Raw genomic sequence first — 19,684 nt, forward strand, 5'->3', positions numbered from 1 at the left:
TTCGGCAAATACTGATTTGTCCAGGTGCTTCACCGTTGCCTAAGTGGCTGAAAATCATGCTAAAAAGACAAATATGTATGCTTACGATGCATATCTTTTGGATTGTGCGATTCGACAAAAATCACCTTTGTTAACATTGGATCTGAAGCTAAAGACAGCTGCTCAAAAAATTAAAATTGAAACACTGGAGGTTTAAGATGCAGGTTTATACCTATTCAGAAGCCAGGCAAAAGCTTGCGTTGGTGTTAGAACAGGCTGAAAATACCGGCAAGGTGTTAATTCGAAGGAAAGATGGGCGGACTTTTGCTTTGGTTCTTGAAAAAAATATTTCATCTCCATTAGATGTGCCTTCGATAAAAGCAAAAATAGCAACACAAGAAATTGTGGATATCGTCAGACAAGGAAGAGAAAGATGAACAAATCACTGGGCGGGACCGCGAGCAACTCAATTCCAGATTCAAAACGGATAAAAAAATACCCATTCTGGGAAAGCCGATTAAATATCCAACCCCCTACTGACCCAGCAGTTATCATTCTGGATGAGCCGATTTATCCCAGAAAAGGAATCGACCCCAGGCGGGTTTATCTCCAGGGATCTGGATGGCAAAGCGGCCAGGCCTGGACCAAAAAACAATTCATTCCCATTAAGGGAAAATGCCAGTACTGGCATTTTCCCTTAATGATGATCTATCCCGGGGCTTTACCCCGATAGCCGTTTCGGCCATGCAGAAAAGAAACATCCTGGGAGTTACCAGCCGGTATGTGATCGTCCTGAATCAGCAGGGAGTGGGATGATGCCGGTTCAGACCAATACCGGGAACCGGCGTAGATGATGCACCGGGCCTGGAAACGCGGGGTGATATGATCAGCCTGTCCCAGCGGTATAGTGCCGGTTTTTTTGAGCCTGAACAAGCACGTCGGCCATATGAATGAAAGATCCATTAAGATGGTATGGCAGCTGCGGTATTCCATGCCGGTGGAAATATCTGAGCATATTACGTAATGACAGTATGGTGTTTTTTTTTAATTGCTTTACCTGAGAAAAAACATCTGGTATGGAATCAAATCAGCTATTGAGGTGGTATACAGATCTGGATTTGTTTCAAATTCTTTTGTTATCCAGTTTGTTATGAAAAATCGCTGAAATCCAGATCAGCTCAACAACTTGTTTAAGGAATGGCGCTCTCAAGAGTGATTATTCATATGTCACAGAGGGTATGGACAATGATGATGTGGGTGAGGGAAATTCTGAGGAATGATCTTTTTTAGGTAAAATGATGACTTTAATAGTGAAAAACAGAAGGTAATTAAATGACCAAAATTAGAGTATATGAATTAGCCAGAGATTTGAATATGACCAACAAAGCTCTGCTTGACAAATTAGAAGAGCTTTGCATTGAGGGTAAGGGTCATCTGAGTTCATTGGAGTATACTGAGGTCAAACAGATCAAGAGAAACATTTTTGGTAAAACCCATAAGGAATCTTTAGATACTTTAGTTAAGCCATCTGTGATTCGGCGTAGAATCCCAATAATTCCTGACTGGGAAATTTTTGAAAAGGAAGTTCGGAATTTGTTAACCCAACAAGGATGGGCAGTAACACCTGAACATATTTTAGGTCCAAAAAAAGTTGATGCTTATGCAGAAAAAACCACAGATTTCATGCAGAAAAAGAAGATTGCAATCGAATGTAAATATTATGAAAAACCATTGTCAAAATCTGAGGTTGTCACTATTGTTGTAGATTATTTACCCTTGATACAGAATAATTACGTAGACACTTTACTGATTGTCACGTCAAATGGGTTGTCGCCTGCTGCAGTAACATATGCCAAAGATACAGAAGGAATTGTTCACATAAAATTTTTAGAACTTCTATATTCTTCTATTGATTTTTCCAATTATGTCCAAGGGATTAGAGCACAATATACAATGGATGAATTGCCTGTTTTGTATACATATCAGTCTGCAAAAGACATCGAAAATTCTCATATCTTGGATGTTGCTGAGCATATACTTGATTGGACAGAATCAGAGGATGAGCAACCTCTTGCAATTTTTGGTGGTTATGGAATAGGAAAGTCAACCTTGGCAAAAAGGCTTGCCTATGTACTTGCGAAGCGACACATGCTTGACTCCCAGAAACGGATTCCAATAATGATCGGTTTGGATGATGTAACATCTGACCAATCATTAGATGGCCTTTTAGGTCGTCATTTCACGTCATTTGCCACTGTACCAAATTTCAATTTTCATATTTTTTTACAGTTAAATAATAGAGGCCGTTTCGTCATAATTTTAGATGGTTTTGATGAAATGAAAAAAACAATGAGCTGGGAATCTTTACAATACAATTTCACACAATTTAATAAACTTATCGGTAAAAATACCAAGGTTATACTATTGGGTCGACCAACAGCTTTTATTTCAGAAGCTGAATATATAGAGGCTATACAGGGAAAAAGATCCATTGGTGGCACCTTAAAACAGATTCCAGGTTGGCCGGAATATAAAGAATACCGATTGTTACGCTTTGAATTAAAACAAATAAAAGAATACGTACAAAAATATAAAACCACAAAAATATTTCAAGGCCAAAAGCCCCACCAAATAAATCGATTTTACAATATTCTGGAACGATACAAAAAACACAAATTGCTGGATCTTGCTAGCAGACCGGTACAGCTTAAAATGTTACTTCAAATTTTGCCCCATTATAAAGGATCGTTAGATATTTTCACAGAAACTATTTTATATTCAGAATTTGTAGAACTGATAATCCGAAGAGATCTCAAAAAAAGAGCTCGAAGTGCATACAATTTGAAAGAAAGAAGATTATTTGCTTCCAAATTAGCATTTTGGATGTGGCAAAATGATGCTACATTAGAAATCTCTGTCTCCTCAATACCAGATGATATATTTAAAGGATTTGAACGAAAAGACGTGCATATTGATGCAGTGAAAAGAGATTTAATATCTGGTTGCTTCTTGGAAAAAAAACCACCAGAAGGTTTGTATTTACCTCATCGTTCATTTCTTGAGTTCTTGGTGGCTGATTGGCTTGTACGCTTGGTTGAAAGAAAAGATGAAAATTTGTTAGAAATCCCGTTCGTATCTCCAGAAATTATTGCTTTTTTTAATGAGTTGGTTGGCAAAAAAAATGTGTTGGAATGGAGAGATTGGTTACGAAGAATATCCAAAAATAGAGCTATTGAAGAACAATGTGTTGAATTGTTCAAAGAAACATGTAAATACTATAACATCAGGGTCACTTCCACATTACTTAACGAACTCAGACATATTAAGCCACAGAAAAAAAAGGAAAATTCAATTGATGAATTGAAGGCATCAGAGGATTTGGACAATTACCCGATAAAGAAACGAAAACAGAAAAAAATGCCCCATCGTCTTGGTGGCGTTACAAAAAAGAAAAATTTAAGAGGTGTTAAGTGTTGAATAGAACAAGTTAGCTAATTCCCTTGTGGGATCTTTTCGGACTGGATGGGCCATGCATAATGCAATAAATTAAATAGTTAAGCCAGCAAAACGTTTTATAACGTCCCTATATTCGCTTTTTCGGGGCAAAAAGAACAATATAGAAGTAATTGAGAATAAATATAAGTCCCTAACCACCAAAATGCTGACGGACAAGCCACAGATTTTGAAACGTTAGCTCACAGAAGGAATAGAGAATGTCAGAAGAAACGGTATTGGTATCTCAAGCAGATGCGGAACTCGACCGCCTTCTGGGCTGGGTGCGTGCAGCCGAATCCAGGCTGGCTCTTGTGCTCCCTCTCTCTACGGCGATGATAGGAGCTCTGGCCGTTCTCATGCCCTCGGCTCCCAACTGGACTGTACCGGGAGGAAGCGCTTCTGCTTTCGCCGCGTTTTTCTTGTTTCTAAGCATTGTGTTCGCGGCATGCGCTTCGTTCCCGCGAACGACTGGTCCAAAGGGATCACTCATATACTTCGGCGGGATCGTAAGCAGGGATCTTTCCCAGTACGTGGAAGCGGTTAAGTCTGCCACACAGCAAACCTATCTCGACGATATGCTGACCCAGTGCCACCGCAACGCGCAGATTGCCGAACGAAAGTACACCTGGATTCAACGCTCCATGGCATGCCTCTTTCTCGCAGCGCTTCCGTGGGGTTTCGCGCTGTTCATCCTCTATTCGGGAACACCCTAATGGCCTTGATTAATGACCTAACCAATGACGTCCAAGGGATAATCAGTAAGACTTGGAGCACCCGAAAGGGCCAGAAAGTTCCCTCTTCGGACAGTGTCGCCTTAGCTGGGGGTGCAGTAGAGCTTGATGCCACATTCCTATACGCCGATTTGGCTAACTCATCCAAGATGGCGAAGGAACTTGACCGTCGGATTGCTGCCAAGATCTTGAAGTCGTTTCTGGCAACAACGGCCAGACTCGTTCGCCACCATGGTGGGAGTATCGTCAGCTTCGATGGCGACCGCATACTGGGAGTCTTTACTGGATCGTACAAGAATACCACTGCTGCCAAGTGCGCGCTCCAGATCAAGTACACGGTGCAGGAAATCATCAAACCCAAGTTCGAAAACCAATACGACAGCGTCAAGAAAGCGAGTTTCTCAATCAGTCACGGCATTGGTGTCGACTCCGGTACAGTGCTTGCGGTACGAGCTGGCGCAAGAGGTAACAATGATTTGATCTGGATTGGTAGGGCTCCCAACCTTGCCGCGAAGCTGAGTGACTTCAGGAAGCCTCCGCATCATACGTACATCACGGCGACAGTTTATAACAAGCTTGACGATCCGGCGAAGTATGGAGGTAAGGACAAGCAGAACATTTGGGAACCAAGGACTTGGACCTTTCTCGGAGATTCCATATCACTCTACAGATCAAGTTGGCAATGGAAGCCGTGAAAGATTGATGGAGCTAGTTATCGCGTCGACTCGTACGCATGGAAGCAGCGCTGCTTCGCTCTGCTGCTTCCATGCACCGGTCACGCGTCACGTTATGCCAATAATGCACACATGAAAATACAAATAACTGGAATTTGAATGGAAAACGGACAACTAAACTGGATTGCAAATTTTATTTGGGGTATTGCAGATGACGTCCTGCGGGACGTTTCCGTGCGAGGCAAATACCGGGACGTGATTTTGCCGATGACTCAAGATGAGTGAACAGATCAACAAGGCAGGCGTTGTCAATAAAGATGCCGCGCTTTACCAGGCGGCCGGTCCGCCCAGTATGAAGCTCTCAAGAAGGTCAACAAGGAGCTTGGGCTGTACTGGGACATCGGACGGATGATCGTGGAACGTCAGGAGACCGCGGGCTGGGGCAAATCTGTGGTAAAGCGGTTGTCTGAAGATCTGCGGCAGGAATTTCCCGGTGTGAGCGGTTTTTCAATCCAAAACCTCTGGTACATTCGCCAGTTTTATTCGGAGTTCCATGACAATGAAAGGCTCCAACCACCGGTTGGAGAAATAGCCTGGGCGCATAATCTTGTCATCATGAGCAAATGTAAGGTGATAGTATGAACACCGTGGCAGCATCCATTTCGGTATTGCGCTGGGCAGCGGGGCGGGCCTGGCTTTCCGATGAAAAACTGACAAACCGGTTTCGAAAGTGGCCGTTGTGGATTTCGGGTGAAGTTCAACCGACGCTTCGGCAGCTTGAGGAGTTTGCCCGACTGACCCATACGCCGATCGGTTATTTCTTTCTGTCTGAGCCGCCGGAACTGGCATTGCCGGTACCGGATTTCCGCACCCTGCGCGATGAGACCATGATGGAACCCATGCAGAACGGCGGCAGGTTTCAACCTGGACGGAGGCGCTACGTCAACTCATTGCCGGAACCGAGGACGCGGGCGGTTCTTTCAAGTACACTGGAAGGCCAGACCTTGTTTCAGGAAGCCTTTCGCATGCTCGGAATGAGGAAAACATCCTTTTTTTATGATGCGGCCCGTGAATTGAGAGTCCTGCTATGACATATACCGGATTGGAAAAACTCGCACCACTGGTGCGAGAAATCAACTGGACCCACAACCTGGTCATTCTTCAGCGCTGTAAAGATAATGATGAACTGCAGAGGTTTGGGGGCGGCTCAGGAGAGACAAAAATGAAATCAGTGGAACATAGTATGACATTTGTGGTGCTGCAGCCGGTATCAAGGGTTTTTCCTCTTTTCAGTCCTGAAGGGGAAAAACACTGGGTGCCGGGATGGGACTATGAGAATGTCATGGACACAAAGGAACTGTCTGAGGACTATGTGTTTTTGACAAAGTCTCATGACCACGCTGCGGCCGAGGCCATCTGGCTGGTAAAAAGATACCGTCCGGACGCCCATTGTGTAGAGTTTTACAAGGTTGAACCCGGTGACAAGGTCGGGGTTGTGAAAGTATGCTGTGAGGCCCTGGCCGATAAGCATACACAGGTTGCGGTCACCTACAGGTATATTGCGCTCTCTGAGACGGGAGAAGCCTTTGTCTCGGGATTCACGGCTGAGGCATACAGGGAATTTATCACAGAGTGGCAACGGCTCCTGTCAGATTATTTTGTCGCATTTGGCTGATCCTGGCCGTCAGCCAAATGCAAAAGAAAGGAAATGTGCCATATGGAAAAGGAAAAATATGTTGATGCGTTTCTGGAAAAAAGAATTGTCAAATATGACGAATGGCTGGGCAAAGGCCGGATTTCCTACGCATCAAAGGTTATTCCTGTTTCAGAATCTTTTCAAACAAAACAATGGGTGCTTCCGACAGAGCAGGCCATGGAGATACTGGGTAAGGCAAAATATGTGGCTGTGACAAGTTTTGAGGATTGCATTCATTGCGGTGAATGTGTTGAAAGGTGCGTATTTGGTGCCCGGGTCTTCCAGGATGAAAAAATGGCATATAATAATGAATCATGTGTCGGCTGTGGACTTTGCGTTACTGTCTGCCCTGTTGGGGCAACATCCATGGTGCTCAGAGACAGGGAATGAATGAAAAAGGATAAAAACAAAAAAATACAGAATCCTTGTCAAAAAGGTGATACATGGAACTGAATTCAGAAATAATCATTTATACGGATTCAAAAGGAACAACAAAGCTTCAAGTGCAATTGGAAGATGAAACGGTCTGGCTGACACAGGACCAGATGGCAATGCTTTTCGGAAAAGCAAAATCAACGGTTAACGAACATATTAAAAATATTTATGCGGAAGGAGAGCTTGAAGAAAGCCAGACCTTAAAGAAATTCGGAAATTCCGAATTTCAGCAGAAAGCCCCGAATTATTATAATCTCGATGTTATCATTTCAGTGGGTTACAGGGTTAAATCCATACCAGGAAATATTCAAGATTGACCCTTTGAAATAAGGAGGCCTGTTATGAATCCAAGAGTAAAAAAAGTGACTCCGAATTTGGATTTTACGATCACCCTGACCTTTGAAAACGGAGAACAAAAAATATTTGATGTAAAACCCTACCTGGACAAGGGAATTTTTCAAGAGCTGAAGGATCCCAAAAAATTTAATTCAGTCAAACCATGTCTTGGAAGTATACAATGGCAGGGAGGACAGGATTTCTGCCCAGACACATTGTACGTAGAAAGTGTCATCCGATAAGCCAATCCAGCTGTCTGCTGAAAACGGCCTCTGGCCGCGCCGACGTCCGCAGAAAATAATGAAGAGACGGCCGGAGTGCTCGAACCGGCAAACGTTTTGCGCGGGCGGTTCTTTCAAGTACACTGGAAGGGCAGACTTTGTTTCAGGAAGCCTTTCGCATGATCAAACCCTGATTGTCGATTCCCTTGTCAATGAGGCGACAATCTTCCTGACACAGGGGGCCATCTTCGGGAAAAGGACTCAGCCCAGAAGGTCCGCTTTGACCTTATCCAGTCCCATGCGCTCGATCATACGGCCCATGCGTTCGCGCTTGGAGTGCTCCTTGTAATAGTCAATGATCCGGGCCACCATGTCCAGGGCCTTTTCCCGGGACAGGTCCTCCACCAGAAGATCCGCCAGCCTGGGCAGTGCCGATCCGTTCCCCCCGATCATCACGGCCCATCCCTTGGGGGTGCCGTACAGGGAGATATCCTTGATGCAGTTTTCCGCGCACTGGATCTTGCAGCCGGAAACCCCCATCTTCATCTTGCTGGGCAGGACCATGCCGTGGTAGCGCCGGTCGAGTTCCATGCCCATCTCCAGGCTGTCCTGTTTGGCCAGGCGGCAGTACTGGATGCCCGGGCAGACCTTGATGCTCCGCACGCACAGCCCCACGGCATGGCCGGGATCCATGCCCAGGTCCTCCCAGACCCCGTCCACCTGGTCCTCCTTGAGCCCGATGATGGCAATCCGTGCCGCACTGGTGATCTTGAGTTCCGACACCTGATATTTATCCGCCACATCGGCCAGGGATCTCAGCTGGTCCGGTTTCACCACGCCGCAGGGCACATGGGGGGCAATGGCATAGGTGATATCGTCTTTTCCGCGCTGGCGGATGACGCCTTTTTCTCCGTCTTTGAGCATATTTGACTCCTTTGTGTGACGTCTGATCCTTAAAAGGACCCTCGCCTTAATATGTACCGTCATTAATACGTAGCGTCATTTTTAATATTGTGGTCCAAAAATGTCAATGACCCCTGCCGCAACCGCCCCACACAGCCGGGATCCGGCTTTGCCCGGCCGCACTTGCCCTTGGCCGGATCATGGTGTATCTTTGGCGGCAGGGAATATGATTTTGAAAAATGAAGGGACGTAAAAATCATCAAAACAAATGAAACACAGGAGGTTGCATGGAAGTTGATAAAGTGATGGATGGGCTGATAAAAGAGCTGGGTGTTGCAATCAAAGCGATGGGAAAGCTTTTTTGACTCGAAACGTCTGCGGATAATGCTTGACTTGTGTGCGTGTTTCTCATAAACAGTACAAAACGACACACAGGAGGAACAATGTGCACAATTTCTTCGGCATTGCCGTCAGACGATTTTAAAATCCGGTGCCCCCGGCTGGGGCATCAGGTGGCTTTCAGCTACTGCCGGGTAGAAAATACCGGCGCGCCCTGCTTTAAAACACTGGACTGCTGGCACGGCCATTTTGATGTGGTTGCCTATTTTAAGCAGACCCTGTCAAAAGACGAATTTGCCGCGGCATTCATGAACCAGGGCCGGCCCAAGGTCCAGACATTGATGGAACTGATCCAGCAGGCCCAGGCCCGGGTATCACAGAATCCTTTGAAAGCAGACGACGGGCAGGGCCCATGTTCCTGAAGCAGGCGGCCATTCACAGCGACACCTTTCCGGACACAAATGCATATCCGTTTTGTCTGGAAATTCTGAACCGGACGAATACCCTGGGGTTTGACCAGGGCATCACGCTGTTTTCCGGAGAAAACGGCACGGGCAAATCCACATTGCTCAAGGCCCTGGGGCTTTGCTGCGGCATTCACATCTGGGAGCCGGAGTTTCTGCTTCGGTGCGAAACCAATCCCCATGAAAAACAGTTGCACCGCTATCTGACCGTGACCTGGGACCAGGGACCCGTGCCGGGATCGTATTTCGGATCCCAGATTTTTTCCCATTTTGCCAGAAAACTGGAGGAGTGGGCCCTCACGGACCGGCCCATGCTGGATTATTTCGGGGGAAAATCGTTGATCACCCAGTCCCACGGCCAGTCGCTGATGTCGTATTTTTCCAACCGGTATCAGCGCAAAGGTTTGTATTTTCTGGATGAGCCTGAGACGGCCCTGTCGCCGAAATCCCAGGTGGCACTGCTCAATCTGATCATGGGTGAAAGCGGCAAAGGCCATGCCCAGTTTGTGATCGCCACCCATTCGCCCATTCTGCTGGCCTGCCCGGATGCCGTGATCTATAATTTCAACGGGCCGGAAATTGCGCCTGTTTTGTATGAAGACACGGAGTATTACCGTCTTTACAAGGCGTTTATGACGGACCCGTCTTCCTTTATCCAAGAAATGAAATAAGCGATATGTCAGCCGTTAAAAAAATATCAATTTTGCCATTAAAGGAGATCCCATGAAAACCCAGAAATTTTTATTGACTGAACAGGAAATGCCCCGGCAGTGGTACAACATCATGGCAGACCTGCCCACGCCCATGGAGCCGCCCCTGCATCCGGGCACGGGTCAGCCCTGCGGACCGGAAGACCTGGCCCCGATTTTCCCCATGAATCTTATCGAGCAGGAAGTGAGTACCCAGCGGTGGATCGATATTCCCGAAGAGATTCTGGACAAATACGCCATCTGGCGGCCGTCTCCTCTGTTCCGGGCCCGGAATCTGGAAAAAGCCCTGGACACCCCGGCCCGGATCTATTTCAAGAACGAAGGCGTGAGCCCGGCCGGATCCCACAAACCCAACACGGCCCTGGCCCAGGCCTATTACAACAAAGTGGCGGGCACCAAAAAGATTACCACGGAGACCGGGGCCGGGCAGTGGGGCAGCAGCCTGGCCATGTGCTGTGCGTTTTTCGGCATTGAGTGCAAGGTGTTCATGGTAAAAATTTCTTATAACCAGAAACCCTACCGCCGGATGATGATGGAAACCTGGGGCGCCAACTGCACGGCCAGCCCTTCCACGGAAACCCGGGCCGGCCGGTCCATTCTGGAGAAAGATCCGGATTCGCCGGGATCCCTGGGCATGGCCATTTCCGAAGCCGTGGAGGAAGCCGTGGCTGATGAAAACACCAAATATGCCTTAGGATCCGTGCTCAATCATGTGATGATCCATCAGAGCATCATCGGGCTGGAGGCCATGAAACAGATGGAAATGGCCGGGGATTATCCGGATGTGATCATCGGCAGTGCGGGCGGGGGCAGTAATTTTGCCGGTCTGTCCTTTCCCTTTGCCAGAGACAAGATCAACGGCAAACAGATCGATATCATTGCCGTGGAACCCACCTCCTGCCCCACCCTGACCCGGGGGCCTTTTGCCTATGATTTCGGGGACACGGTCCAGATGACCCCGTTGCTGCCCATGTACACCCTGGGTCATAATTTCGTGCCCGCCCCCATCCATGCCGGCGGGCTGAGGTACCACGGCATGTCACCCCTGGTGAGCCAGCTGGTTTTGGACGGCATCATCCGGCCTGAAGCCATTCATCAGATGGAAACCTTCAAGGCCGGGCTGACCTTTGCCCGGTCCGAAGGATATATTTCCGCGCCGGAATGCAACCATGCCGTGGCCATGGCCATCCGGGAGGCATTAAAAGCCAAGGAAGAAGGCAAAGAAAAAGTGATCCTGTTCAACTGGTCCGGCCATGGACTGGTGGATATGGCTTCCTATGAATCTTATTTCAGAGGGAATCTGGCTGATCATGATCTGCCCCAGGAACAGATCGACATCGCGCTTAAAGACCTGGAAAATCTGCCCAAACCCAGACAGGGCAAATAAAGGGCATCGCGCATCCATCAACGCATCCGGGGGCCGGTATGATTCAATCACCGGCCCCCGGACACGTTTTGGGAGAAGAAAAAAACCGGTTATTTGACGCTTTGTATGGCTTTTTTGAATCCGGGCAAAGAATCAATGATGGTTTTGTCCGGCACGGCATAGGACAGCCTGAAATGGCCGGGGCCGCCAAAGCCCGTGCCCGGCACGGCCAGGATGTTCTGGTCCTTGAGCAGATTGACAAATTCCACGTCATTTTCAATGGGGCTTTTGGGAAACAGATAAAATGCGCCGTCCGGTACATCGAATTCATACCCGGCCTGTTTAAGCCCCTGGCAGAAAATATCCCGGCGCCGGCGGTAAATATCGATATCCACGGTAATTCCTTGCAGCCGTCCCACCACCTGCTGGAACAGGGACGGGGCATTGACATACATCATGGTGTTGGCCACGCCGGCGGCACCGGCAATCAGTCTGGCATCTTCCGCTTTGGGATGCACGGCCAGATAACCGATGCGTTCACCGGCTAAAGACAGTTCCTTGGAATAGGAAGTCAGGACAATGGTGTGGTTGTAGGCATCAAATACGGACGGAACGGTCACGTCATAGGCGATTTTCCGGTAGGGTTCGTCGGATATCAGGTAGATGCGTTTGTCGAATTTTTTGCTGGCCGCTTCCAAAACCCGGCCTAACCCGTCCAGTTCTTCGGCTGAATAGACCGCGCCCGTGGGGTTGTTGGGTGAATTGATCAGCACGACCCGGGTTTTTTCCGTGATGGCGGTCTGGATGGCTTCCAGGTCCAGGTGGAAATCCGGGCGGGTGGAGGCTGTGATCAAGGTGGCCCCGGCCACGAACGCATACTGGTTGTATCCCACAAAATAAGGGGCCGGGGTGAGCAGTTCCTCCCCTGGGTTGATCAGTGCCCGGAGACAGTCGTTCAGGGCCCCGGCCGCGCCCACCGTCATCACGATCAAATCCGGTGTCAGGCCCACGTTAAACGTCTGGTTCAGATAATCCGCCACTGCCTGGCGGACATGCATAAACCCCGGGTTGGGCATGTACCCATGGGAAACAGTGTCATCATGGATCAGGTCCAGCAGGGTTTCCTGCATGATTTTGGGCGGGGGAACATCCGGATTTCCCAGGGAAAAATCAAATACATGGTCGGCCCCGAATTTTTCTTTCATCCGGATGCCTTCTTCAAACATCTTCCGGATCATGGAAGCCGCTTCCACCATTTTCACCATTTTGTCTGCAATCGGCATGGCACTGTCCTTTCAAAATTATGATGTTTTCACTGCATATGGATCATACATGAAAAAAAAGCGTATGAAAATCCCCTGGAAAAAAACGGGATTACCTGCCGGATACGCCAGTTGTGTAAACAGGTAACTATCCTGATTTTAAGGAAAATGCATACTTATGCCCGTCAGTGAAATTCTCCGGACTAGGGAGTTTTACCTATAGCCACTAAGGGATTTTCCCGAATTGACAACCCGGATTGACTGGCGTAATCAATTGATCATGCCTGAGTGGGGCCATCCCAACATAACCCCAATCCCACCAGGTAGCGGCCTTGAAAGTGCGTCTGGCGGGCATTCATATCCCTCCAATCCCATCCTTCCAACAACGCACCCAGACGCAAACCCGGCCTCCGGATCCCCTTTCCGGAAGCCGGGTTCTTTTTTTTGGGGGATCGTTATTGAACTCCGGGAACGATGATCCGGGAATCATTGGCTTGTTTTTGTTCCGCCTCCATTTTCTGGAACTGCTGAATCACTTTCCGGGTCTCTGCTTCCATGGCCTGGGGAAATTCATCCATGGCCTGCTCCAGCGTCGTGGCTTTCAGCCGGGCTTGAATCGGAACCGGGCCATGGGGGGTGCCCAGCTGGGTGTTTCCCACAAAGACGGTTTCTCTGGAAGGATCGTTTGACCCGTCCGGAAGAATCGGGGTTAATTTCTGAATATTGGCAATTTTCAGATCTGTGATGGTTTCTTCCCGGTAAAGGTGTGTTCTGTCTACCTGAAAATCGATGTTGATGGGATTGCCGCCGTTACCGCTCATGATAAACTCCTTAAAAAAAATAAAAATAAATGATGATAAAAACCCCGGGTGTTTGATCCGGGTGCCACATTAAAATTTTGTCAAAAAGGGCAGAAAGGGGATGGATCGGTCAGATACAGCGAAACCCGTTATCTGCGGTTGACCAGGTAAATGCCTGCGCCCACCATGGCCAGGGCGCACAAAAGATAAATCGTCACGGTTTCTCCCAAAAGCCATGACCCTGCCAGGACACCGAACAGCGGTGTCAGAAACGTGAACGGCGCCAGCCGGGAGACCGGATAGGTGCGGATCAGCCAGAACCAGGTCACATAGGTGAAAAACGCCACCCAGACAGTCTGGTAGATCAGGCTTGAGATCACCAGAGGGGTCAGGGCCTGAACCGGCGGTTCGCCCAAAAATATGGACGCAACCGGCAGAATAACCGCAGATACGCCAAGCTGATACAGCAGTACTTTGCCCGGATAAACCTTTGCCAGCGGGCTTGCCTTGATCACCACGGTGGTGGCCCCCCAGAACACGGCTGCCCCCATCAGCATGATATCTCCTTTGATCATCCCCGAATCGGGCAGGTTCAGGGATTCATGAAACGCCACCAGAATGCCGGCAAATGCCAGCACCATTCCGATGATCTGGATTCGGGACAGGTATTCTGCCCGGATGAACAAATGGGCGCCCAAGGCCACCACAAACGGGGATGTATTCAAAAAAATGGTGGATCGGGAGGCATTGGTGAACTCAAGCCCCCAATAGATCAGAACAAATTCAGCTGAGAACAGCAATCCGCAGATGAGTCCCCACAGCAGGGTGCCGTCTTTTTCCAGCAAAGATTTTTTTTTGATGGTCATCCATACCAGCATCAGGCAGGTGGCGCCCATGGATCGGATGCCGGCCTGGAGCACGGGCGGTATGTCGGCAACGGCCGCTTTAATGGCCACCTGGTTCAATCCCCAGGAGGCGCACAAAATGATCAGCAGGGCCATGGCCCTGATATCGATGGTGGATGTATCCGGTTTCATGGTACGGGGTTATACTTGAATGGCGCACAGAAATCCAGGGTTTATGTCCCGGTCTCCGTTCCTTTTTTGGGCCGGCCGTTTTTTCCCCGGGCTGTTGCAATCAGTCATAACTGCCTTATGTTCATGTCAAGGTGGTGTAAAACAGAACACCATCTTGATTTTATTTAAAAAAAAATGCCAAAGAGGTGACTTATGGTCGATTTATTGAATATAAAAGCAAGAGAATGCTGTGTCCGGGAAAAAAATCGTCTGGTCAAAAAACTCCGAAACTGTGATTCAACATCTAAAAATCCGGAAGAGCGGCATCAGTGTTACCGGTCGGCCGCACTCAAAAGCGGCTCAAATTCCAGACATTGCCTGATTTCAGCCATGTGATCCATAAATGATCCCATGGCCGGGCATTTGATTTCAACGTTGAATTTAAAGATAAAGGGCGGTTCGCTTTCGGGCGGACCGCCCTTTTTGTATGCATGGTCCGGGCGGGTTGTGAAAAAAAAGCAACTATACCAGCCCAGTGGCTTCATCCAGGCCCAAATGGATGTTCATGCACTGGACGGCGGCACCGGAGGCCCCTTTGCCCAGGTTGTCAATGCGGGTGATCACCGCCATCTGCTCAGGATTGCCGAACACGAATATATCGGCCCGGTTGGTATTGTTGCACCCTTGCACATCAAAAAATCCATTGTCCAGATTATTGGCATCGTCAAAGGGAAACACGCGGATAAACGGCTCATCCTGGTAATATCGGGCAAGCAGTTGCCGGATGTCTGCCGGGGTCACTTTTTTTGTCAAAAGGCGCGTGTGAACAAACGTGGTCACGGCCAGGCCTTTGTAAAAATCAGCCACCACGGGCGTGAAGACAGGTGCCGCAGTCAGTCCGGTTCTCACCGTCATTTCCGGCAGATGCTTGTGAACCAGGCCCAGGGCATAGTGCCGCGGGCTGTCCAAAGAAGGGGTATGAAGTTGTTCATAGGCCGTGATCAGCTTTTTGCCCCCACCGCTGTAACCCGTGATGGAGTAGCAGCAGGCCGGGTAGTCCGGCGGCATGATGCCGGCTTTGATCAAGGGATGCACCCCCAGCACAAACGCGGTGGCATGGCATCCCGGGTTGGCGATTTTTTTGGATTTTTTCAAAAGATCCCGCTGTTCAGGCGCGATTTCCGGTAGTCCATACACCCAGTCCGGGTGGGTTCTGAATGCCGTGCTGGCGTCGATGATGCAGGTGTCTGCATTTGTGACCAAAGACGCCGATTCTCTGGAAGCCGCATCCGGCAGGCATAGAAATGTCACATCCGACTGGTTGATTAATTTTTGTCTTTCCCGGGGGTCTTTGCGAAGATCAGGATCGATTTCAAGCAGCTCAACATCTTTGCGCGATGACAGATAATCGATGATCTGCAATCCCGTGGTTCCTTCCCGGCCGTCGACAAACACCTTAAAAGCCATGACCCTTCCTTTTTTATGTAAAATTTAACTTATACGTATTTCAGGATAAAAAATAAACCCTTGTTCCGGAGAAAGGAGGGATAAGACACATTTGAAATGATTGAAATCGCAGCCATGATCCTGTATACCTTATATCAGGCGGGTTACAAACAAAAGATGTGATTCAGACCGTTCCTGTTTTGATCATATTTTTTTCAATGTGCATAAAGGAACATCTCCATGAAAAAAGTGTTTTTGCTGACTTTATCCGGGCTGGGAATATTGATTCTGGTGGCAGTGGCTGGGGCCGTCATTGTTTTGAATCTGGATCCGAACCGGTATAAGGACTATGTCGCAAAAAAGGTGAGTCAGCAGGTGGGCCGGACCTTTGAGATCCAGGGGGACTTGCGTGTGAAATATTATCCCTGGCTGCATCTGGAGATGTCCAAAATTTTTCTGGAAAACGCCCCGGGATTCGGGGATGGGCCCATGTTGACGGCTGATTATGCCATGGTCCGGGTCAAGACATTGCCGTTGCTGAAAAAACAGATCGAAATGGACACCCTGGTGCTTGAAGGGGCGCAGGTCCATCTGGCCAGAAACCAGGCCGGCATGACCAATTGGGAAACTCAGGGCCGTTTGCCCGATAAAACAAAGCCGGACAAACCGTCTGCTGCATCGTCGAAAAAAAGATTTGACCTGAAAAATCTGGCCGTGCTGCTGAACGGCGGGGTGCGCATTCAAGATGCCGGTTTCAGTTTTGACGACCGGTCCACAGGAAAAAAATATACGCTTTCCGATCTGAATCTGACAACGGGCAAAGTGGTGCCGGGCGCTCCCGTGGACTGGCAGCTGACGTTCAACGGTACGGGCACGTCACCAGAGATTTCCGGAAATGCCGGACTTGAGGGCACCCTTGTTTTTGATATGGATTCCGGTCAGTATCAGATCGATCCCATGATATTCCAGGCACAGCTTGCCGGACCGATCCTGGGGAAAAAACCGGCAGACCTGGATCTGGCCTGCCGGGTGGAAATGGATCTGCAAAAAGACACTGTATCTGTCAAAAATCTGAAAGGGTCCGGACTGGGAACGGATGTAACGGGGACCATTGTGCTGGGCAATATGGGCGCTGTCATCCCCCGAATCGACCTGGCCCTGGATATTGCCGGAAAAGACCTGGCCCTGCTGATGCAGATTATTGAAGGCGGGCCATTGGCCGCACACCTGGCCCGGACCGGTCAAAAGGCATTTCATGTGAACATGGACGTGGATATGGATTTAAGTCAGGGCCGGGTTCTGGTGCCGGCTCTGGATATTGCGGCACTGGGCATTACCCTCAAGGGCAATGTCGCAGCCCGGGATCTGGGCACCCGCCGCGCGGAAATGGAAGGAGCGATGGTTCTGGAAGGCAGGCATCTGAACCGGTTGCTCCATGCCCTGGATCAACCCGTGCCGGGTGATTTTCTGGACACGGTGGCAGGACAGGTGCGGTTCAACGGAAAACAGGGAAACCTGACATTGGATCCGTTGCAGATCCGCCTGGGCCTTGACGGAAAAAAAATTTCCAACGGGCCGTTTTCCGTGACCCTGGATGCACCCGTGCACTGGCAGATGAATCAGCAGCGACTGGAAGTGCCGGCTTTTTCCCTCTCAGGCATGGATCTGGCCGTGTCCGGTGGTATCACTGTTGAAAAAATCCAGACCGATCCCGTGTACACCGGAACCTTGTCTGCGGCCCCATTCAATTTGCGGCAACTCATGAAAACACTGGGCTTGTCTTTGCCGGCCACGGCAGATGCCCGGGTGTTTGAAAAAGTGGGCCTGAAAACCCGGTTTACCGGTTCGACAAATGATCTCCAATTGACCGGCCTGTCCGGGGTTGTGGATGATTCACACCTGAAGGGAAGTTTTGGGGTAACAGACTTTTCAGATCCGGACATCACAATGGAGCTGGCTGTTGACCGGATCGATGTGGACCCGTATCTGCCCAAGGCACCCGAGGCACCCAAGGCACCCAAGAATGCAAAAGGAAAAAAACACGGATCTGTACCCGTGACACCGGAAACGGTGGCTGCCGGAGCCGCTACCCGAATGCCTGTGGCCCAGCTTCGAAATTTGAAAATCAATGCGGCCCTGGCCATAGGGGATCTGGTTGTTTCCGGGGCTTCTTTGTCCAGGGTTCAGGCAAAACTGACGGCCAAAGACGGGGTCATCCATGCCGCACCGTTGTCTGCAGCCCTTTACAATGGGGTGTATCATGGAAGCATGATACTGGATGCCGCTGAAGATATTCCTTTGATCACAATAAATTCGTCCCTGAAAGGGATTGAGGTGGCCCCTTTGCTGGATGATATGACTGAAAAAGCCATGATCCGGGGAACCGGAGACATCACTGCGGCCTTGACCACCCGCGGGGCAACCGTGAGTGCCATGAAACAGCATTTGAACGGGAATCTGTCTTTTTTGTTCAAAAACGGGGCCGTGATCGGGTTTAATGTGGGTAAATTTCTGCGCAGCCTCAAATCCCTGCGGGATACCCGGACCTTTTCCGTGTCAGAAGCGGAAGAAACCGATTTTACCGAACTTGCCGGAAATCCCGTGGTGACAAACGGGGTGGTCGTTCTGGACGATCTGTCGGGAAAATCCCCGGCCCTGCGGGTATCCGGGACCGGAACCGTGGTGGATATCGTCAAGGAAACCATTGATTACAGGGCAATGGTCACGGTGGTGGAAACCTCCAGAGGCCAGGCAGGCAGCGAACTGGCCGAGCTTGCCGGAATTCCCGTTCCCATATATATCCGGGGGCCGCTGGCAGACCCGGCCATCCAGCCGGATATCAAGGGCGTGATCACTTCGATTTTAACCGGCACCTCACCTGAGGCTGTGGAGCAGTTGAAACAGAGTGTGGAAAAGGAACTGGGACGGTTTCTGAAAAAACTGACCGATTGACCGGACATGACAATGAAAAGGATATGAATATGAAATACGGGGCATCGGGTTTTCCGATCAAGCCGGTATGTGAAGAAATACAAAGAGTGGCGGACCTGGGGTTTGATTATTTTGAACTGTCCATGGATCCGCCCGAAGGGCACTGGACAAAGATTTGTGAGCTGGAAAATCAGATTATGGCAATCCTGGCAGACACAGGCATGCCCGTGATCTGCCATCTGCCCTGTTTTGTGTACACACCGGACCTGACACCGGCCATCCGCCGGGCGTCTTTAGATGAAATGAAACATTCCCTGGATGCCGCAGCCGGAATCAACGTTCACAAAGCCGTGCTGTATCCGGGGTATATCACGGGCATGGGGATGTTTGCCATGGATGCGGCCAAAAAATATGCCCATACCGCGTTGACCGCCATTGTGGCCCATGCCCGGGACCTGAACATTCAGCTGTGTTTTGAGAACATGTTTCCTTCATATCATCTGAATTTTGAGCCCGAGTCGTTCGAGGATCTGTTCAAGGAATTTCCCGGGCTGAAGATGACCCTGGATACCGGACACGCCAATATCGGAGATCCGGAACAGACAAGGCTGGGACAGTTTGTCACCCGGTTCGCCCCGTATATCGGTCATGTGCATATCAGTGACAATTTCGGGAAAAAAGACGATCACATGGCCGTGGGAAAAGGAAATATTGATTTTAAATCTTTGGTTTCATCCCTTAAACAGGCCGGGTATGATGATACCATCACCTTTGAAGTGTTTTCAGCCAATACGGATGATCTGGTGAACAGCCGGGAACGAATCGAATTTCTTTTTTCAAATGCCTGAGAATGGGCATCGATTTTTTTCTTGAAATTTTT

General features: G+C 49.2%; 21 protein-coding genes and 1 pseudogene. 17 read left to right on the forward strand and 5 right to left on the reverse strand.

What is annotated here, in order from left to right; all coding sequences use genetic code 11:
* Positions 1-197: 197 nt before the first annotated feature.
* The 12 genes and pseudogenes from DPO_RS07530 to DPO_RS26710 all read left to right on the forward strand — a co-directional run bounded on the left by DPO_RS07530 (position 198) and on the right by DPO_RS26710 (position 7,588).
* Complete coding sequence (locus tag DPO_RS07530) at positions 198-416, forward strand: type II toxin-antitoxin system Phd/YefM family antitoxin (RefSeq protein ID WP_006965201.1); 219 nt, start codon at positions 198-200, stop codon at positions 414-416.
* A gap of 238 nt (positions 417-654) precedes the next feature.
* Positions 655-795: a hypothetical protein gene (locus DPO_RS25510; RefSeq protein WP_160166901.1), complete on the forward strand. Its 141-nt coding sequence runs from the start codon at positions 655-657 to the stop codon at positions 793-795.
* 516 nt (positions 796-1,311) lie between these two features.
* Positions 1,312-3,456, forward strand: a complete 2,145-nt coding sequence (locus tag DPO_RS07545) for a translation initiation factor IF-2 N-terminal domain-containing protein (RefSeq protein WP_006965203.1) — start codon at positions 1,312-1,314, stop codon at positions 3,454-3,456.
* A gap of 236 nt (positions 3,457-3,692) precedes the next feature.
* On the forward strand, positions 3,693-4,187 hold the full coding sequence (locus tag DPO_RS07550) for a Pycsar system effector family protein (RefSeq protein ID WP_006965204.1): 495 nt from the start codon (positions 3,693-3,695) through the stop codon (positions 4,185-4,187).
* Positions 4,187-4,900 (forward strand): adenylate/guanylate cyclase domain-containing protein, encoded by a 714-nt coding sequence (locus tag DPO_RS07555; RefSeq protein WP_006965205.1) that lies wholly within the window; start codon positions 4,187-4,189, stop codon positions 4,898-4,900. The genes DPO_RS07550 and DPO_RS07555 overlap by 1 nt, the downstream gene beginning before the upstream one ends.
* Before the next feature lie 138 nt (positions 4,901-5,038).
* Complete coding sequence (locus DPO_RS24510) at positions 5,039-5,164, forward strand: type I restriction-modification system subunit M N-terminal domain-containing protein (protein ID WP_006965206.1); 126 nt, start codon at positions 5,039-5,041, stop codon at positions 5,162-5,164.
* A 69-nt stretch (positions 5,165-5,233) separates the two neighbouring features.
* Positions 5,234-5,521, forward strand: a pseudogene (locus DPO_RS07560) (DUF1016 N-terminal domain-containing protein); the annotation flags it as partial.
* Entirely contained in the window at positions 5,518-5,970 is a 453-nt protein-coding gene (locus tag DPO_RS25820) for a hypothetical protein (RefSeq protein ID WP_006965208.1), read from the forward strand. The pseudogene DPO_RS07560 and the gene DPO_RS25820, both read left to right, overlap by 4 nt.
* 131 nt (positions 5,971-6,101) lie before the next feature.
* Positions 6,102-6,554: a hypothetical protein gene (locus DPO_RS07570; RefSeq protein ID WP_152427620.1), complete on the forward strand. Its 453-nt coding sequence runs from the start codon at positions 6,102-6,104 to the stop codon at positions 6,552-6,554.
* 42 nt (positions 6,555-6,596) lie between these two features.
* Positions 6,597-6,965 (forward strand): 4Fe-4S dicluster domain-containing protein, encoded by a 369-nt coding sequence (locus DPO_RS23810; RefSeq protein ID WP_006965210.1) that lies wholly within the window; start codon positions 6,597-6,599, stop codon positions 6,963-6,965.
* Positions 6,966-7,018: 53 nt separating this feature from the next.
* Positions 7,019-7,327 carry a hypothetical protein gene (locus tag DPO_RS07580; RefSeq protein WP_006965211.1) on the forward strand — a complete coding sequence of 103 codons (309 nt, stop codon included), beginning with the start codon at positions 7,019-7,021 and terminating at the stop codon, positions 7,325-7,327.
* A gap of 24 nt (positions 7,328-7,351) precedes the next feature.
* The gene (locus tag DPO_RS26710) at positions 7,352-7,588 is read left to right on the forward strand and encodes a DUF2442 domain-containing protein (protein WP_006965212.1); all 237 of its coding nucleotides are present in this window, start codon (positions 7,352-7,354) and stop codon (positions 7,586-7,588) included.
* Between the two features lie 240 nt (positions 7,589-7,828).
* Here DPO_RS26710 and DPO_RS07590 read toward each other — a convergent pair whose 3' ends face one another.
* The gene (locus tag DPO_RS07590) at positions 7,829-8,491 is read right to left on the reverse strand and encodes a nitrite/sulfite reductase domain-containing protein (RefSeq protein ID WP_006965213.1); all 663 of its coding nucleotides are present in this window, start codon (positions 8,489-8,491) and stop codon (positions 7,829-7,831) included.
* Positions 8,492-8,913: 422 nt separating this feature from the next.
* Between DPO_RS07590 and DPO_RS07595 the strand changes: the two genes are divergently transcribed.
* Genes DPO_RS07595 through DPO_RS07605 form a run of 3 tightly spaced genes read left to right on the forward strand, consistent with a single transcriptional unit; the run spans position 8,914 to position 11,370 of the window.
* Positions 8,914-9,231, forward strand: coding sequence for a hypothetical protein (locus tag DPO_RS07595; protein ID WP_006965214.1), 318 nt, complete (start codon positions 8,914-8,916; stop codon positions 9,229-9,231).
* Positions 9,222-9,944: an AAA family ATPase gene (locus DPO_RS07600; RefSeq protein ID WP_006965215.1), complete on the forward strand. Its 723-nt coding sequence runs from the start codon at positions 9,222-9,224 to the stop codon at positions 9,942-9,944. Before DPO_RS07595 ends, DPO_RS07600 begins: the two co-directional genes overlap by 10 nt.
* 52 nt (positions 9,945-9,996) lie before the next feature.
* Positions 9,997-11,370: a TrpB-like pyridoxal phosphate-dependent enzyme gene (locus DPO_RS07605; RefSeq protein ID WP_006965216.1), complete on the forward strand. Its 1,374-nt coding sequence runs from the start codon at positions 9,997-9,999 to the stop codon at positions 11,368-11,370.
* Positions 11,371-11,459: 89 nt separating this feature from the next.
* Here the strand turns inward: DPO_RS07605 and DPO_RS07610 are convergent, their stop codons facing one another.
* The 4 genes from DPO_RS07610 to argC form a co-directional block, all read right to left on the reverse strand.
* A complete protein-coding gene (locus tag DPO_RS07610; protein WP_006965217.1) occupies positions 11,460-12,632 on the reverse strand; it encodes a pyridoxal phosphate-dependent aminotransferase in 1,173 nt (390 codons plus the stop codon).
* Positions 12,633-13,066: 434 nt separating this feature from the next.
* A complete protein-coding gene (locus DPO_RS07615; RefSeq protein WP_006965218.1) occupies positions 13,067-13,432 on the reverse strand; it encodes a hypothetical protein in 366 nt (121 codons plus the stop codon).
* Between the two features lie 128 nt (positions 13,433-13,560).
* Positions 13,561-14,448 (reverse strand): DMT family transporter, encoded by an 888-nt coding sequence (locus DPO_RS07620; RefSeq protein ID WP_006965219.1) that lies wholly within the window; start codon positions 14,446-14,448, stop codon positions 13,561-13,563.
* 501 nt (positions 14,449-14,949) lie between these two features.
* The gene (argC, locus tag DPO_RS07630; RefSeq protein ID WP_006965221.1) at positions 14,950-15,894 is read right to left on the reverse strand and encodes an N-acetyl-gamma-glutamyl-phosphate reductase; all 945 of its coding nucleotides are present in this window, start codon (positions 15,892-15,894) and stop codon (positions 14,950-14,952) included.
* A gap of 219 nt (positions 15,895-16,113) precedes the next feature.
* Here argC and DPO_RS07635 point away from each other — a divergent pair, with 219 nt between their 5' ends.
* Positions 16,114-18,825 carry an AsmA family protein gene (locus tag DPO_RS07635; RefSeq protein WP_006965222.1) on the forward strand — a complete coding sequence of 904 codons (2,712 nt, stop codon included), beginning with the start codon at positions 16,114-16,116 and terminating at the stop codon, positions 18,823-18,825.
* Positions 18,826-18,854: 29 nt separating this feature from the next.
* On the forward strand, positions 18,855-19,652 hold the full coding sequence (locus DPO_RS07640) for a sugar phosphate isomerase/epimerase family protein (RefSeq protein ID WP_006965223.1): 798 nt from the start codon (positions 18,855-18,857) through the stop codon (positions 19,650-19,652).
* Positions 19,653-19,684: the final 32 nt, after the last annotated feature.

Origin of the sequence: Desulfotignum phosphitoxidans DSM 13687 (assembly GCF_000350545.1) — a bacterium.
Lineage (GTDB): Bacteria > Desulfobacterota > Desulfobacteria > Desulfobacterales > Desulfobacteraceae > Desulfotignum > Desulfotignum phosphitoxidans.

Excerpts from the sequence above, each read along its gene's own strand:
- DPO_RS07530 (WP_006965201.1), top strand. The coding sequence starts at position 198 with ATGCAGGTTTATACCTATTCAGAAGCCAGGCAAAAGCTTGCGTTGGTG.
- DPO_RS25510 (WP_160166901.1), top strand. The coding sequence starts at position 655 with ATGCCAGTACTGGCATTTTCCCTTAATGATGATCTATCCCGGGGCTTT.
- DPO_RS07545 (WP_006965203.1), top strand. The coding sequence starts at position 1,312 with ATGACCAAAATTAGAGTATATGAATTAGCCAGAGATTTGAATATGACC.
- DPO_RS07550 (WP_006965204.1), top strand. The coding sequence starts at position 3,693 with ATGTCAGAAGAAACGGTATTGGTATCTCAAGCAGATGCGGAACTCGAC.
- DPO_RS07555 (WP_006965205.1), top strand. The coding sequence starts at position 4,187 with ATGGCCTTGATTAATGACCTAACCAATGACGTCCAAGGGATAATCAGT.
- DPO_RS24510 (WP_006965206.1), top strand. The coding sequence starts at position 5,039 with ATGGAAAACGGACAACTAAACTGGATTGCAAATTTTATTTGGGGTATT.
- DPO_RS25820 (WP_006965208.1), top strand. The coding sequence starts at position 5,518 with ATGAACACCGTGGCAGCATCCATTTCGGTATTGCGCTGGGCAGCGGGG.
- DPO_RS07570 (WP_152427620.1), top strand. The coding sequence starts at position 6,102 with ATGAAATCAGTGGAACATAGTATGACATTTGTGGTGCTGCAGCCGGTA.
- DPO_RS23810 (WP_006965210.1), top strand. The coding sequence starts at position 6,597 with ATGGAAAAGGAAAAATATGTTGATGCGTTTCTGGAAAAAAGAATTGTC.
- DPO_RS07580 (WP_006965211.1), top strand. The coding sequence starts at position 7,019 with ATGGAACTGAATTCAGAAATAATCATTTATACGGATTCAAAAGGAACA.
- DPO_RS26710 (WP_006965212.1), top strand. The coding sequence starts at position 7,352 with ATGAATCCAAGAGTAAAAAAAGTGACTCCGAATTTGGATTTTACGATC.
- DPO_RS07590 (WP_006965213.1), bottom strand. The coding sequence starts at position 8,491 with ATGCTCAAAGACGGAGAAAAAGGCGTCATCCGCCAGCGCGGAAAAGAC.
- DPO_RS07595 (WP_006965214.1), top strand. The coding sequence starts at position 8,914 with ATGTGCACAATTTCTTCGGCATTGCCGTCAGACGATTTTAAAATCCGG.
- DPO_RS07600 (WP_006965215.1), top strand. The coding sequence starts at position 9,222 with ATGTTCCTGAAGCAGGCGGCCATTCACAGCGACACCTTTCCGGACACA.
- DPO_RS07605 (WP_006965216.1), top strand. The coding sequence starts at position 9,997 with ATGAAAACCCAGAAATTTTTATTGACTGAACAGGAAATGCCCCGGCAG.
- DPO_RS07610 (WP_006965217.1), bottom strand. The coding sequence starts at position 12,632 with ATGCCGATTGCAGACAAAATGGTGAAAATGGTGGAAGCGGCTTCCATG.
- DPO_RS07615 (WP_006965218.1), bottom strand. The coding sequence starts at position 13,432 with ATGAGCGGTAACGGCGGCAATCCCATCAACATCGATTTTCAGGTAGAC.
- DPO_RS07620 (WP_006965219.1), bottom strand. The coding sequence starts at position 14,448 with ATGAAACCGGATACATCCACCATCGATATCAGGGCCATGGCCCTGCTG.
- argC (WP_006965221.1), bottom strand. The coding sequence starts at position 15,894 with ATGGCTTTTAAGGTGTTTGTCGACGGCCGGGAAGGAACCACGGGATTG.
- DPO_RS07635 (WP_006965222.1), top strand. The coding sequence starts at position 16,114 with ATGAAAAAAGTGTTTTTGCTGACTTTATCCGGGCTGGGAATATTGATT.
- DPO_RS07640 (WP_006965223.1), top strand. The coding sequence starts at position 18,855 with ATGAAATACGGGGCATCGGGTTTTCCGATCAAGCCGGTATGTGAAGAA.